General features: G+C 66.0%; 10 protein-coding genes. 5 read left to right on the top strand and 5 right to left on the bottom strand.

The genetic code is table 11. The features are described 5' to 3' along the window. Nucleotides 1-257: 257 nt before the first annotated feature. Nucleotides 258-3,011, bottom strand: coding sequence for an aconitate hydratase AcnA (gene acnA / locus R5H29_RS07155; RefSeq protein WP_332328978.1), 2,754 nt, complete (start codon nucleotides 3,009-3,011; stop codon nucleotides 258-260). Nucleotides 3,012-3,284: 273 nt separating this feature from the next. Here acnA and R5H29_RS07150 point away from each other — a divergent pair, with 273 nt between their 5' ends. From R5H29_RS07150 to acnB, 5 genes are all read left to right on the top strand, one after another. Continuing rightward, nucleotides 3,285-5,375, top strand: a complete 2,091-nt coding sequence (locus R5H29_RS07150; RefSeq protein ID WP_332328977.1) for a DUF4034 domain-containing protein — start codon at nucleotides 3,285-3,287, stop codon at nucleotides 5,373-5,375. A gap of 73 nt (nucleotides 5,376-5,448) precedes the next feature. Further along, on the top strand, nucleotides 5,449-7,290 hold the full coding sequence (locus R5H29_RS07145) for a M48 family metallopeptidase (protein ID WP_332328976.1): 1,842 nt from the start codon (nucleotides 5,449-5,451) through the stop codon (nucleotides 7,288-7,290). Between the two features lie 259 nt (nucleotides 7,291-7,549). After that, entirely contained in the window at nucleotides 7,550-7,774 is a 225-nt protein-coding gene (locus R5H29_RS07140) for an AbrB/MazE/SpoVT family DNA-binding domain-containing protein (protein WP_005409505.1), read from the top strand. A 6-nt stretch (nucleotides 7,775-7,780) separates the two neighbouring features. Next, nucleotides 7,781-8,179, top strand: coding sequence for a type II toxin-antitoxin system VapC family toxin (locus tag R5H29_RS07135; protein WP_005416402.1), 399 nt, complete (start codon nucleotides 7,781-7,783; stop codon nucleotides 8,177-8,179). 44 nt (nucleotides 8,180-8,223) lie between these two features. Continuing rightward, nucleotides 8,224-10,815 (top strand): bifunctional aconitate hydratase 2/2-methylisocitrate dehydratase, encoded by a 2,592-nt coding sequence (acnB, locus tag R5H29_RS07130; RefSeq protein WP_332328975.1) that lies wholly within the window; start codon nucleotides 8,224-8,226, stop codon nucleotides 10,813-10,815. A gap of 271 nt (nucleotides 10,816-11,086) precedes the next feature. On the opposite strand, the gene R5H29_RS07125 is transcribed toward acnB, so the two are convergent. From R5H29_RS07125 to R5H29_RS07110, 4 genes are all read right to left on the bottom strand, one after another. Continuing rightward, nucleotides 11,087-12,160: a chemotaxis response regulator protein-glutamate methylesterase gene (locus tag R5H29_RS07125; RefSeq protein ID WP_332328974.1), complete on the bottom strand. Its 1,074-nt coding sequence runs from the start codon at nucleotides 12,158-12,160 to the stop codon at nucleotides 11,087-11,089. Further along, entirely contained in the window at nucleotides 12,157-12,753 is a 597-nt protein-coding gene (gene cheD, locus R5H29_RS07120) for a chemoreceptor glutamine deamidase CheD (RefSeq protein ID WP_014037083.1), read from the bottom strand. Before cheD ends, R5H29_RS07125 begins: the two co-directional genes overlap by 4 nt. After that, nucleotides 12,750-13,619 (bottom strand): CheR family methyltransferase, encoded by an 870-nt coding sequence (locus R5H29_RS07115; RefSeq protein ID WP_049435029.1) that lies wholly within the window; start codon nucleotides 13,617-13,619, stop codon nucleotides 12,750-12,752. The genes cheD and R5H29_RS07115 overlap by 4 nt, the downstream gene beginning before the upstream one ends. Before the next feature lie 37 nt (nucleotides 13,620-13,656). Continuing rightward, nucleotides 13,657-14,134: methyl-accepting chemotaxis protein (locus R5H29_RS07110; protein ID WP_332328973.1), on the bottom strand; the 478-nt coding region annotated here is incomplete at its 5' end.

Raw genomic sequence — 14,134 nt, 5'->3', positions numbered from 1 at the left:
CCCGAAGGAAGTCGAGTACTTCCGTCACGGTGGCCTGCTGCAGTACGTGCTGCGCCAGCTGGCCAGCAAGTAACGGAAAAGGGGCGGATCCGCACCGATCCGGCCCGGTCCGGTTTCGCTGCACCCCCCAGTAGTGGGGGGCGCGCCCGCGGGGGCGGGGGGGGCGGCCCCCCCCCCGCCGCGCCGGGGGGCCGCTCGACTGGGGGGTGCATCGAAAACGCAAAGGGCCGGAGCCGGGCGGATCCGGCCCTTTTCCGTTACTTGCTGGCCAGCTGGCGCAGCACGTACTGCAGCAGGCCACCGTGACGGAAGTACTCGACTTCCTTCGGGGTCAGCAGCATCACCGAGACCTCAAAGGTCTTCTTCGTGCCATCGGCCTTGGTCGCGGTGACCGTGGCGCGCTTGCTGGCACCGTCCTGCAGGCCGGTGATGTCGATCACTTCCGAGCCGTCCAGGCCCAGGCTCTGCGCATTCTCGCCGTTGCGGAACTGCAGCGGCAGCACGCCCATGCCGACCAGGTTGGAACGGTGGATGCGCTCGAAGCTCTCGGCGATGACCGCCTTCACTCCCAACAGCAGGGTGCCCTTGGCCGCCCAGTCGCGCGACGAGCCGGTGCCGTATTCCTTGCCGGCCAGCACCACCAGCGGCACCTTTTCAGCCTTGTACTTCATGGCCGCATCGTAGATCGCCAGCTTCTCCGGCTGACCGCCGCCGGCCGGGTAGTACAGGGTGTTGCCGCCTTCCTCGCCACCGAACATCAGGTTCTTGATGCGGATGTTGGCGAAGGTGCCGCGGACCATCACGTCATCGTTGCCGCGGCGGCTGCCGTAACTGTTGAAGTCGGCCGGCTGCACGCCGCGCTCCTGCAGGAAGCGGCCTGCCGGCGAGTCCTTCTTGATGTTGCCGGCCGGGGAGATGTGGTCGGTGGTGATCGAATCGCCGAACAGGCCCATCACGCGTGCACCATGCACGTCGTCGATGCTGCCGGTCTGCATGGTCATGCCATCGAAGTACGGCGGGTTCTTGATGTAGGTGGAGGCATCGCTCCACTCGTACAGGTTGCCGTCTGGCGAGGCGATGGTGTTCCAGCGGGTGTCACCCTTGAACACGTCGGCGTAGTTCTGCTTGAACATCTCCGGGCCGATGGTCGCGGCGATGACATCGCCGATTTCCTTGTTGCTCGGCCAGATGTCGCGCAAGAACACCGGCTGGCCATCGCTGCCGGTACCGAGCGGCTGGGTGGTCAGGTCGATGTCGGTGGTGCCGGCGATGGCGTAGGCCACCACCAGCGGCGGACTGGCCAGGTAGTTCATCTTCACTTCGGGGTGCACGCGGCCCTCGAAGTTGCGGTTGCCCGACAGCACCGAGGTGACCACAAGATCGCCGGCGGCGATGCCGGCGCTGACCTCGGTCGGCAGCGGGCCGGAGTTGCCGATGCAGGTGGTGCAGCCGTAGCCGACCACGTAGAAGCCGATCTTCTCCAGATCCTTCAGCACGCCGGCCTTTTCCAGGTAGTCGGTGACCACGCGCGAGCCCGGCCCGAGCGAGGTCTTCACCCACGGCTGGCGGTTCAGGCCCTTGGCGGCCGCATTGCGGGCCAGCAGGCCGGCGCCGATCATCACCGCCGGGTTGGAGGTGTTGGTGCACGAGGTGATGGCAGCGATGACCACCGCGCCGTCCTTCAGCCGCACCTTGCGGCCTTCGATCTCGATGTCGGCGAAGCCCTTGGCCAGCTGCTCGTTGCCGACCGCGGCGCCACCGCCTTCGTTGACGAAGGTGGCAACGTCCTCGCTGCGCTTGTCACGGTTGGCAGTCAGGCCGACCAGCGCTTCGCGGTAGTTCTTTTGCACGTCTTCGAGCAGGACGCGGTCCTGAGGACGCTTCGGGCCGGCCAGCGACGGCTTCACCGTGCCCATGTCCAGTTCCAGCGTGGTGCTGTACTGGGCATGCGGGCTGCCCGGTTCGTGCCACAGTCCTTGCGCTTTGGCATAGGCCTCGACCAGGTTGATCTGCTCTTCGCTGCGGCCGGACAGGCGCAGGTAGTTCAGCGATTCGGCGTCGATCGGGAAGATGCCGCAGGTGGCGCCGTATTCCGGGGCCATGTTGCCGATGGTGGCACGGTCGGCCAGCGGCAGGTGCTGCAGGCCATCACCGTAGAACTCGACGAACTTGCCGACCACGCCCAGCTTGCGCAGCATCTGGGTAACGGTCAGCACCAGGTCGGTAGCGGTGGCGCCCTCGGGCAGCTTGCCGGTCAGCTTGAAGCCGACCACCTGCGGGATCAGCATCGACGACGGCTGGCCGAGCATGGCCGCCTCCGCTTCGATGCCGCCCACGCCCCAGCCCAGCACGCCGATGCCGTTGATCATGGTGGTGTGGCTGTCGGTACCGAACACGGTATCCGGGTAGGCCACGGCCTTGCCATCCTTCTCCGCGGTCATCACCACGCGGGCGAGGTTTTCCAGGTTCACCTGGTGGACGATGCCGGTGTTGGGCGGCACCACCTTGAAGTTGTCGAAGGCCTTCTGGCCCCAGCGCAGGAAGCCGTAGCGTTCCTGGTTGCGCTGGAACTCGATCTTGCCGTTGAGGTCCAGCGCGTCGGGCTTGCCGAACACATCTACCTGCACCGAGTGGTCGATGACCAGTTCGGAGGGAATCTGCGGATTGATCTGCTCCGGCTTGCCGCCGAGCTTGACGACGGCGTCGCGCATCGCGGCCAGGTCGACCACGCAGGGCACGCCGGTGAAGTCCTGCAGGACCACGCGCGCCGGCATGAAGGCGATTTCGGTGTCCGGTTCGGCCGCCGGATTCCAGCGGGCCACGGCTTCGATGTGGTCCTTGCCGACGGTGATGCCGCCATCCTCGTGCCGGAGCAGGTTCTCCAGCAGGATCTTCATCGAGTAGGGCAGGTGGGAGATATCGAAGCGCTGGCCCAGCGTGGGCAGGCTGAAGTAGTCGTACGTCTTGCCGCCGACGTTCAGCTGGCTGCGGGTGGAGAACGAATCGCTCATGCGGGGTAACTCCTTCTTGCGGATGGCTTGCAGTGGCCCGCGCATGGCGGGCCTGCTTGCGGTCGCCGGTGGCGTCCCGGCCGACGGATCCCCGTCAGTATGGCCGAACGGGGAGGGGCCGGAACGCCCTTGGCGCAGGACGCAAGGTTACATGGCTGTATGTAGTGCCGATGTCACGGTTCTTCGTGCCGCTGCTGATTTTGCAACTTTCTTCATGGCGGCTGCCGGCGAGGCCAACCAGAGTGAACGGTTGATCCCAGCAAGGTCCAGCCAATGACCCATGAACGTCTGATCGCCCCCCATAAACGCCCGGAAGTGGCTGACGCCGTCAGCGTCCGTAAGATGGCTCGGGAGCTGCTTCTGGCCGGTCAGGGGCAGGCCCTGGACGCCCTGTTTGTCAGTCGTGACGACGTGGAGGGGCCGCGGACCGGGCTGGGCTCAGCGCAATGGTTGATGCAGCAGTTGATCGCGCCTTGGCTTGAAGAGGCCCGGTTGATGGAACTGCTGCGGGGTTGGATTGCGGAGTGCCCGCAGAGCTACCATGCGTGGCTGGTGCTGGGCGCTGCCTGGGGGCAGACCGCCGCACGCATCCGTTCAGCACGGTGCGCGAACCAGGTGGGCCGCAGTCGGTGGATCGGCGCCGGTCTGGCCAGAGACCACGCAGTAGCCTGCTTTCTGCAGGCGCTGACCTGTGACCCGCGCGGGCGACAGGCCTGGCATCGACTGTTCAGGGTCACGTGCTATCTCGGTGAGCCGCAATGGCTGCTGGATCAGCAGGTCGGCAAAGTGCCGGATGCCTACCCGGACACTGATGGCCATGATGAGCTGATCTGGCAGGCAGGCTTGGCGCATGTGGCACCCCTTGGCGGGGCTCTGCGACAGATTCCCAGCCTGCCGGCCTGCCTTGCACCGCGGCTGCCGCACGAGTTCGAGGACGGTAAGACCTACTGGTTGCGGCAGGCACTGGCAGTCAGTCCCAACGACCTGGACCTGCTGGGTGACTATCTCTATTTCCTTTATCCACGTTGGGGAGGAAGCCACGAGCAGATGCAGGGATTCATCGACGGTCCGATCTGCACGGGGCTGACCGAGGCGCAGCGCAATGATCTGCGCGAGCTGAAGGAGAATGACTGGATCGGGATGATCGATGACAGTGAGGATGCGGAGGACATCGCCCAGGTAAGGGAAAGCCTCGACGCCCTGCTGGCCTCGGACCTGCTACCCGAAACGCGTGCACGCGCACTGCGGGCCTATTCCCGGCATATTGCCTATCAGTCACGGACGGAGATGGATGGCAAGGTCTGCTGGAACAAGGCTGAAATGCAGCGTGCGTACGCGATGTTGGCGGAAATGTTCGAACTGATGCCTTACGCATTCGCCGAACGGAGTCTGTATACGCTGGAGCAGTGCGTCGTGCACGCTGGAATAGAGGACAGCGCTGACCTGATGCGCCGCTGCCTGGAGCTTGAGGAGCTTCTGCACAACGATGCGTGTGCGCTGTTGTGGCTGGACGTCGCTCGCCAGTGCGATGCCTTTGGTCTTGCTGGCGTTGCGCCCTTGGCGGCTGGCTGCAGCGAAGGCCGCTTCGACATGGCGTTGCGGATGGCTGAGGCGCAAGGCACGGATGTGGGCCAGCACGCGTTCAATCTGTATGACGGCATCGATTCGGATGCCGGAATCGCATTGTTCGAGCGCCTTGTCGCACGTGGTCACGCGGGTGCCATGCTGGTGTACTCCGGCGAGCTATCGCCAGATGCACCGCCCACCAAGCGCGGTCGTGCGGTCCCGGACGCGGCGCGAAGCGCGGCGCTGCTGGAACAGGCCGCAGCCGCGGATCACCCGGTTGCCCTGTGCAACTGGGGGCTCAGACGTGCAAAGGCCTTTTATAACGATGGTTGTCCCGAGGCGCGCGCCGAGGCGTTGCGTTGTTATCGGCGGGTCAACGACGTTGCGCTGCCGCACGAAGAGGCATGGTCCTACGCAATGAAGACCCTGGTGCGGATGCTCTGGGAAGGAACACCGAAAGAGCGGCATGAGGCAGTGCATACCGTGCTGCTTCGTATCTGGCTGCAGGATGACGCCGATCTGGAGGCATGGGCATCCAGATTCTTCGCCGATGCCTTCCTTTCGGGCATTGGCGTCACCGCTAACCGCTGGCTGGCGAGCGTATGGCTGGAGCGCGCCTTCGAGCGTGAACCGGACGATCCGGACGTTGCAGACCTGCAGGGTCGACTTCAGATGAAAGGGGAGTGGCTGGGTAGCCTGCGCTGGCGCCGCGCAGTCGAACGTGACCGCCATCAGATTGATCCCGTGGCGTATGCGTTGACGTTTGGTGAGGCGCCGCCCGATTCCGATGCAGGCTGACGCGCCATCCTCCGGGAGGTCACTCCTCCGGATTCGTGAGGCTGCGAGTGGGGTGCTGGCGGGCACGGCGGGCGTGGTTCTGCTGTCGCTGCCGCTGGGAGCGATCGCGGCACTGCCGCTGACGGCTGTGCTGGCGCTGGCCTGGGCCGGGAACGCAGGCTTGCCGTTGCCCCACATCGTGCTGGCTGCCATGGCCGTTCTTGCGCTGCTGCATCTGCGTGCCGTCGCCCGCATGCTGGCCGGGTACCGGACGGAAGCCACCGATGTGGAACCATGGCCGGTCATGCGGAGAGCCGATGCCCATGCGCTGTTTGCGGTGCTGGATTCCGTGGCAGCAACGCGGCGGTTGCCACCCATCGATCAGGTCTGGATCCACGATGAGTGCAATGCATCCATAAGCGTCGAACGTCGCTGGCGGCAGGGGACCACGCCAGCGCTCCGCGTGACATTTGGTTTTCCATTGCTGGTGATGCTCTCTCCCGAGCAGCTGCGTGCGGTCATTGCGCACGAGCTGGGGCATGTCGGGGGAACGCGTGCTGTCCTGCATTCGCTGCTGGCCAGACTACTGGCAGTGACATCGGGCGACGCGCCGCACAATGCCGATACGCGCTACGCACGATCAGTGTGGCGTCTGGTGGCGTGGGTGGGCCGACCCTGTGGCCCGGTGACCGGGAGATGCTGGCGTCGTCTCTCGCACAGCTGCGAGTACCGTGCCGACCGTGCCGCTGCGCAGTGCTGCGGCGGTGCAAGGGTCGCGCAGACGCTGGCCATGATCGGGTTGGCAAAGCATACGCTGTCAACGATTTGGTGGCCGTTGTTCTTCCCCGCTGATGCCACGTCTGCCGCGCCGGAAGGCAGGCCTTTTGCAGGCTTGCTGCTGGGGGACCTGCGCTGGCCGGACGCCAGTGAGCGGAGTTATTGGCTCGACGAAGCCCTGTTGTGCGGTGTCGCGCCGTTGCCGACGCACCCGAGATTGAGCGACCGGCTTGGCATGCTGGGAGGCACGAACATGCCGGTGCTGGATCCGATCGGCGAGGGATGCTCGGCGCTGTCAGTGCTGGTGCCCATGCAGACGTCAAACAGGTTGGCTGATGCGCTTGACCGTCGGTGGCCTGCCGATGTTGCTGACGCCTGGGAGGAGCATGTGGCGCGCTGCGAGCGACTGCGTCAGGAGCGCGACCATCTGCTCTGTCGCAGGAGTACCCAGGTGCTGCCTGCGCGCGCGCTGGAGCGGCTGGGCTGGCTGCAGCGGGAGCTGGCGGATGCGGGGTGCTGGCAGACCCTGAACGATGCATTGGCTTCTGGCGATCAGGATCTCGCTGTTGCGCGGTCAATGCTCATTGAGCGGGCCATTGACTGCGGAGACCGCGCGGCGGCGACGGCGTTGCTTGACGAGTGTGCAGGCCAGTCCATTGACATGGATCGTCATTGCCGTCGCTGGCAACTGCGTCTTCTGCATGGGGAAGGTGCAGAAGATTCCAGGCTGGCACCGCTGCGCCGTGCCGTGGCCGCCGACGCGCTTGCAGACCATGCCGAGAGCATTGAATGGGGCGGCGTTGGGGCCGACAGTATCTTTGAGCCGTTCGAGATGGCCGATCATGTGCTCGAAGACTTCAGGTGCTCGATGCAGCGAGTGCAGGCGATAGCGAGGTCGGTGAGTCTGTTGCGGCAACGTTCGCGGTGGCGGAGCGATCGCCATCGGCTGGTGGTCGTGGTTGTGCCCGATGCAGGCCTTCAGGAAACCCTGCTGGACCGGCTGCGTATCCGCGACAGCCACCAGAGGCTACGTTGCACGCACCTTCTTGAGGCGGTGCAGTTTCCTGGTGGGCTTGCGTGGGTGGGCACTGTCGAAATGCCTGACAGCCGGCTTGCGGGTCGCGTCGCGCGAGGCAAGGCCTTTGCCCGGATGATCTGATGTTGGCCGGACGGGCGCGCTTGCGTCTCAGGCTGTCCTGTTCCACGCGGCCGGCAGGAGATGGACAGGTTCCTGAACGAACACGGCCGACTGCTGTTTAGGCGATCCGCTGGCAGACCAGCCACCGCAGGCGCAGCGGGCAGGGCAGGGACGAGAGCACCACCTCCAATACCCGCCTGCAGGTGGCGTTCCAAGTACGTGGCTGGCGGTATGGCCCCTTCGGTATGTATAATTCGTGCATACCGAAGAGGGCATACCGATGGAAGCCACTGTTGCAGAACGCGGACAGATCACCCTGCCCAAGGCGGTGCGTGATGCCCTCGGCCTGACCAAGGGCACGCTGCTGAAGGTCGAGCTGGACGGCAGCCGCATCATCCTGCGCAAGAGTGTTGACGATGCCATTTCACGGGCGCGCGGCAAGTTCGCGCTGGACGGCTTCGAATCCTCCGACGCAGCGGTACGCGCGGTGCGTGACGAGGAATAAGCCGTGATGATCGCCGTCGATTCACCGGTGCTGGTCGAGCTGCTCAGCAATGGTCCGCAGGCCGATGCCGTGGAGGCCATCCTCCGGCAGAGCCTGGTGGGTGGCCGTGTGGTGGTCTGCGGCGCGACCCTGGCCGAGGTCTGCGCATCGCTGCGCGGCGGCGCCGAGGTGCTCGAAGCGCTGGAAGAAATGGGCGTGCACTTCAACCCGATGGAAGCCAAGTCGGCGCTGCGCGCCGGCGAGATGCACCGCCGTCATCGCCAGCGTGGCGGCAGCCGCCGCAGCCTGGACGAATTCATGGTCGGCGCCCACGCACTGCTGCAGTGCGATGGCCTGATCACCTGGAACGACACGTTTTACCGCGACTACTTCAAGGGCCTGAAGCTGATCGTGCCGCACGCCTGAGCCCACTTTTGATTTTTCAACCTACGCATTACCCGGGAGTTGTCATGTTGGAAGCCTACCGCCACCACGTCGCCGAGCGCGCTGCGCTTGGCATCCCGCCGCTGCCGCTGAGCGCGCAGCAGACGGCCGATGTCATCGAACTGCTGAAGAACCCGCCGCAGGGCGAGGCCGAGTTCCTGCTCGACCTGCTGACACATCGCGTGCCGGCCGGTGTCGATGACGCGGCCAAGGTCAAGGCGTCGTACCTGGCGGCGATCGCCCTGGGCAGCGAGCAGAACCCGCTGATCAGCCGTGAGCGCGCCACCGAACTGCTGGGCACCATGCTCGGCGGTTACAACGTCGCCCCACTGGTGCAGCTGCTGGACGACGCCAGCGTCGGCACCATCGCCGCCAACGGCCTGAAGAAGACCCTGCTGGTGTTCGATGCGTTCCATGACGTGCAGGAAAAGGCCAGGGCCGGCAACGCCAACGCCCAGGCCGTGCTGCAGAGCTGGGCCGAGGCCGAGTGGTTCACCAGCAATCCGGAAGTGCCGCAGAGCCTGACCGTCACCGTGTTCAAGGTGCCGGGCGAGACCAACACCGACGACCTGTCGCCGGCGCCGGACGCGACCACCCGCCCGGACATCCCGATGCACGCCCTGGCGATGCTGAAGAACAAGCGCGACGACGCGCCGTTCACCCCGGAAGAAGACGGCAAGCGCGGCCCGATCCAGCAGATCCTGTCGCTGAAGGACAAGGGCCACCTGGTGGCCTACGTCGGCGACGTGGTCGGCACCGGCTCCTCGCGCAAGTCGGCCACCAACAGCGTGCTGTGGTGGACCGGCGATGACATTCCGTACATCCCGAACAAGCGTGCCGGTGGCGTGTGCCTGGGCGGCAAGATCGCCCCGATCTTCTACAACACGATGGAAGATGCCGGTGCGCTGCCGATCGAGCTGGACGTGTCGAAGATGGAGCACGGCGACGTCATCGAGCTGCGCCCGTACGAAGGCAAGGCGCTGAAGAACGGCGAGGTGATCGCCGAATTCCAGGTCAAGTCCGACGTGCTGTTCGACGAAGTGCGTGCCGGTGGCCGCATCCCGCTGATCATCGGCCGTGGCCTGACCGGCAAGGCGCGCGAAGCGCTGGGCCTGGCCCCGACCGACCTGTTCCGCCTGCCGGTGCAGCCGGCCGATACCGGCAAGGGCTTCTCGCTGGCGCAGAAGATGGTCGGCCGCGCCTGTGGCCTGCCGGAAGGCCAGGGCATGCGCCCGGGCACGTACTGCGAACCGAAGATGACCTCGGTCGGCTCGCAGGACACCACGGGCCCGATGACCCGTGACGAGCTGAAGGACCTGGCCTGCCTGGGCTTCTCGGCCGACCTGGTGATGCAGTCGTTCTGCCACACCGCCGCCTACCCGAAGCCGGTGGACGTGAAGACCCACCACACCCTGCCGGAGTTCATCTCCACCCGTGGCGGCGTTTCGCTGCGCCCGGGCGACGGCGTGATCCACAGCTGGCTCAACCGCATGCTGCTGCCGGACACCGTCGGTACCGGTGGTGACTCGCACACCCGTTTCCCGGTGGGCATTTCGTTCCCGGCCGGCTCGGGCCTGGTCGCCTTCGCTGCGGCCACCGGCGTGATGCCGCTGGACATGCCGGAGTCGGTGCTGGTGCGCTTCAAGGGCAAGATGCAGCCGGGCGTGACCCTGCGTGACCTGGTCAACGCGATCCCGCTGTACGCGATCAAGTCGGGCCTGCTGACCGTGGCCAAGGCCGGCAAGAAGAACATCTTCTCCGGCCGCATCCTGGAAATCGAAGGCTTGCCGGAGCTGAAGGTCGAACAGGCGTTCGAACTGTCCGACGCCTCGGCCGAGCGTTCGGCCGCCGGTTGCTCGGTGCGGCTGAACAAGGAACCGATCATCGAGTACCTGACCAGCAACATCACCCTGCTGAAGTGGATGATTGCCGAGGGTTACCAGGATCCGCGTTCGCTGCAGCGTCGCATCGAGAAGATGGAAGCCTGGCTGGCCAACCCGCAGCTGCTGGAGCCGGATGCGGACGCCGAGTACGCCGCCGTCATCGAGATCGACCTGGCCGACATCCACGAGCCGATCGTGGCCTGCCCGAACGACCCGGACGACGTGAAGACGCTGTCCGAAGTGGCCGGTGCCAAGATCGACGAAGTGTTCATCGGTTCGTGCATGACCAACATCGGTCACTTCCGCGCCGCGGCCAAGCTGCTGGAAGGCAAGCGTGACCTGCCGACCCGCCTGTGGGTGGCCCCGCCGACCAAGATGGACGCCTCGGAGCTGACCAAGGAAGGCGTGTACGGCACCTTCGGCGCTACCGGCGCACGCATGGAAATGCCGGGCTGCTCGCTGTGCATGGGCAACCAGGCGCAGATCCGCGAGGGTTCCACCGCGATGTCGACCTCGACCCGCAACTTCCCGAACCGCCTGGGCCGCAACACCAACGTGTACCTGGGCTCGGCCGAACTGGCCGCGATCTGCTCGCGTCTGGGCCGCATCCCGACCAAGGAGGAGTACATGGCGGACATCGGCGTGATCAACGCCAATGGTGCGGAGATCTACCGCTACATGAACTTCGACCAGATCGAGGAATATCAGGACGTGGCCAAGACGGTCGCTGCCTGATGCGGTAACTGAAAACCCCCGGCTTGCGCCGGGGGTTTTTTGTGAGCGGACAACGCATGGGGGTGGCGGCTGCTGGCCGGCACCCCGATGAAACGAAGAACCCTCGGTGAAAGCCGGGGGGTTCTTTCGTTGCCTGATAGCCTGTAGCGTCGTCCATGCTTGGCAGCTGTTCGCGCGATGCGCGATGAGTCGAGCGCGGCTCGACTCTACAAAGGCATCCACGCATGGCGTGGATCTACTGCCCGCGGAGTCCTTGAGCCGGGGCGCGCTATCAGCCGCGAGCGAGCGCCAGCAGCCGCTCGGCAATCCGTTCCAGTGGTACCTGTTCCTCAGCGGCACCGAGTTTGAACGCTGCACCGGGCATGCCCCAGACCACGCTGGTGGCCTCGTCCTGCACCAGTGTCGGCGCGCCGGCCTGGCGCATTTCCAGCAGGCCGCGTGCGCCGTCGTCACCCATGCCGGTGAGGATGGCCCCGATGGCATTGCCACCCGCGCTCTGCGCGACCGAGCGGAACAGCACGTCCACCGCCGGCTTGTGCCGGTTCACCGCCGGGCCATCGTCGATGCGGCAGCGCCAGCGTGCACCGTCGCGGATGATGCGCAGGTGCTTGCCGCCGGGTGGCAGGTAGGCATGGCCGGGCAGCACCGCTTCGCCGTCGCTGGCCTCGCGCACGGCCATGGCCGAGTGGCGGTCCAGGCGTTCGGCGAAGGCACTGCTGAAGCTGGCCGGCAGGTGCTGGGTCATCACCACGGCTGGGCCATCGGCGGGCATGCCTTCCAAAACCACGCGCAGGGCTTCGGTGCCACCGGCTGACGAGCCGATCGCGATCAGGCGGTCGGTGGTACGGAACTGCGGCGAGGCAGCAAGCGTTGCCGGCGCTGCGTCCAGCGTGAGCTTCGGGGCGGCCGCGCGCACCAGCGGTCGCACCCGCGAGCGCGCCGCCATCTTCACCTTGGCGATGATTTCGTCGGCGTAGCCCTGCAGGCCGCGTGCGACGTCCAGCTTGGGCTTGGAGACGAAGTCCACCGCGCCCAGTGCCAGCGCCTGCAGCGTGGTGTCGGCGCCGCGTTCGGTCAGCGAAGAAATCATCACCACCGGCAGCGGGTGCAGCCGCATCAGGTTTTCCAGGAACGCCAGGCCGTCCATGCGCGGCATTTCCACGTCAAGCGTGATCACGTCCGGGGCCAGGCGCTTGATCTTCTCACGCGCCAGCAGCGGATCTGCGGCGGTGCCGACCACGTCGATGGCCGGGTCGCTGGACAGGATTTCCGTGAGCATCTGCCGCACGACGGCAGAGTCGTCGACGATCAGGACCCGGCAGGGGGCGTTGCCGGTCAGGGTCATTCGAACAACTCCACGCCACCGGTGACCGGGGCCTTGGACAGACGTGCACGCACGGCCGATTCGGTGGCAGCCACTTCGGCTTCGTGGGCATGCGGCAGGCGCTGCACCACCACGCGGCCGGTATCGGCGAAGAACCAGATCTTGCGCGGATGGATGCCGCACAGGTCCTCGGCGATGATCGGGATATGCTCGGCCTGGAGGTACTGGCGCACGAACTCGGCGTTACGGGTACCGACCGGATTGCTGGTGAATCCCTTGAGCACGTTGGCGCCGCCGAACACCTTGGCCTCGATGCGCTTGCGGTGGGCGCCGCGCTTGAGCATGTCGTTGATCAGCAGTTCCATCGCGTAGCTGCCGTAACGCGCGGGCGCGCCGTCGCCGGCATTGCCCTCGGGCAGCAGGAAATGGTTCATGCCACCGATCTTCAGTACCGGGTCCCGCAGGCAGGCCGCCACGCAGGAACCCAGCGTGGTGGTCAGCGCGGTGGTGTCGTCCACCACCAGGTACTGGGTCGGCAGCAGCTTGGCGGCAATGGTCTGGAAGCGCGCATCCTGGTAGCGCATCACATCGTCGGTACGCAGCGAGGCGTTCATGCACCGGCCTTTGCCGCGCGGCGGTACAGGGTGCGGCCACAGGGCTGGATCAGGTCGGCGGCGTGCAGGTAGTTCTCCGAGTGTCCGGTGTAAAGCAGGCCGTCATCGGCCAGGTGCTGTACCAGCCGGCCGAGGATCGCGCGCTGGGTTGGCTTGTCGAAGTAGATCATCACGTTGCGGCAGAACAACGCATCGAACGGGCCGCCGACGTCGTAGCGCGGGGCAAGCAGGTTCAGTGGGCGGAACTCGATCAGCTCGCGCAGTGCCGGCAGCACGCGGCACTGGCCCTCGTTGGGGCCGCTGCCGCGCTGGAAGTAGCGCCGGCGCAGGTCCGGGTCGAGGTTGGTCACACGGTCGATGTTGTAGACACCTCGGCCGGCGGTGGCCAGCACCTGGGTGTCGACGTCGGTGGCGATGATGCGCACCGGCGGCTTCAGCGTACCGAAGGCCTCACAGGCGGTAATCGCCATTGAATAGGGTTCTTCGCCGGTGGACGCTGCGCACGACCACAACAGCAGCGGCGTGCGGCTGGAGCGCTGCTGCAGCTCCTCGCGCAGCTTGTCGAAGTGATGCGGTTCGCGGAAGAACGAGGTCAGGTTGGTGGTCAGGGCGTTGGTGAACGCCTGCCACTCGTCACCGTCTTCCTGCTCCAGATGGTCCAGGTACTGCTGGAAGCTGCGCATGCCCAGCGTGCGCAGGCGGCGCGACAGGCGGCCATAGACCATGTCGCGCTTTGCCGGCGCAAGCGCAATGCCCACGCGCTGGTAGATCAGGTCGCAGACGCGGCGGAAATCACGGTCGGCGAACTCGAATTCGCGCGGGCCGGTGACGATGGGAGTAGGACTTTGCACGGGGGACGTGTCCATCGGCAGAGGCGGCGGCCGAAGCCGCTGCGGGTGGGTCTCAGAATTCCTGCCAGTCGCTGTCGCTGGCGGCGAAGGTGCGGGCGTTGCTGCTGCGACGTACCGGCGCGGGCGTTCCGGTCGGCTGCGGACGTGCCACGGTGGTGATGCACGCCGATTCCACGCGTTCGGCGACAGCCTTCACTGCGGCGGAGACCTGGTTGTCGAGGCGGAAGATCGCCACGGCATCGGCCAGCTGCGCGGCTTGGTCTTCCATCGCACGCGCGGCGGCGGTGGCTTCCTCCACCAGCGCAGCGTTCTGCTGAGTGGTTTCGTCCATCTGCACCACGGTCTGGTTGACCTGCTCGATGCCGGCGCTCTGCTCCTGCGAAGCGGCAGAGATCTCGGCCATGATGTCGGTCACGCGCTGCACCGAGGCGACGATCTCGCCCATGGTCGCGCCGGCCTTGTGCACCAGCGCCGAGCCGTCGTTGACCTTGCCGACCGAATCATCGATCAGGCCCTTGATCTCCTTGGCG

Origin of the sequence: Stenotrophomonas sp. A3_2 (assembly GCF_036624925.1) — a bacterium.
Lineage (GTDB): Bacteria > Pseudomonadota > Gammaproteobacteria > Xanthomonadales > Xanthomonadaceae > Stenotrophomonas > Stenotrophomonas hibiscicola.
This window is presented reverse-complemented; position numbering and strand designations above follow the sequence as displayed.

Coding starts and splice junctions, on each gene's coding strand:
- acnA (WP_332328978.1), bottom strand. CDS start 3,011: ATGAGCGATTCGTTCTCCACCCGCAGCCAGCTGAACGTCGGCGGCAAG.
- R5H29_RS07150 (WP_332328977.1), top strand. CDS start 3,285: ATGACCCATGAACGTCTGATCGCCCCCCATAAACGCCCGGAAGTGGCT.
- R5H29_RS07140 (WP_005409505.1), top strand. CDS start 7,550: ATGGAAGCCACTGTTGCAGAACGCGGACAGATCACCCTGCCCAAGGCG.
- R5H29_RS07135 (WP_005416402.1), top strand. CDS start 7,781: ATGATCGCCGTCGATTCACCGGTGCTGGTCGAGCTGCTCAGCAATGGT.
- acnB (WP_332328975.1), top strand. CDS start 8,224: ATGTTGGAAGCCTACCGCCACCACGTCGCCGAGCGCGCTGCGCTTGGC.
- R5H29_RS07125 (WP_332328974.1), bottom strand. CDS start 12,160: ATGACCCTGACCGGCAACGCCCCCTGCCGGGTCCTGATCGTCGACGAC.
- cheD (WP_014037083.1), bottom strand. CDS start 12,753: ATGAACGCCTCGCTGCGTACCGACGATGTGATGCGCTACCAGGATGCG.
- R5H29_RS07115 (WP_049435029.1), bottom strand. CDS start 13,619: ATGGACACGTCCCCCGTGCAAAGTCCTACTCCCATCGTCACCGGCCCG.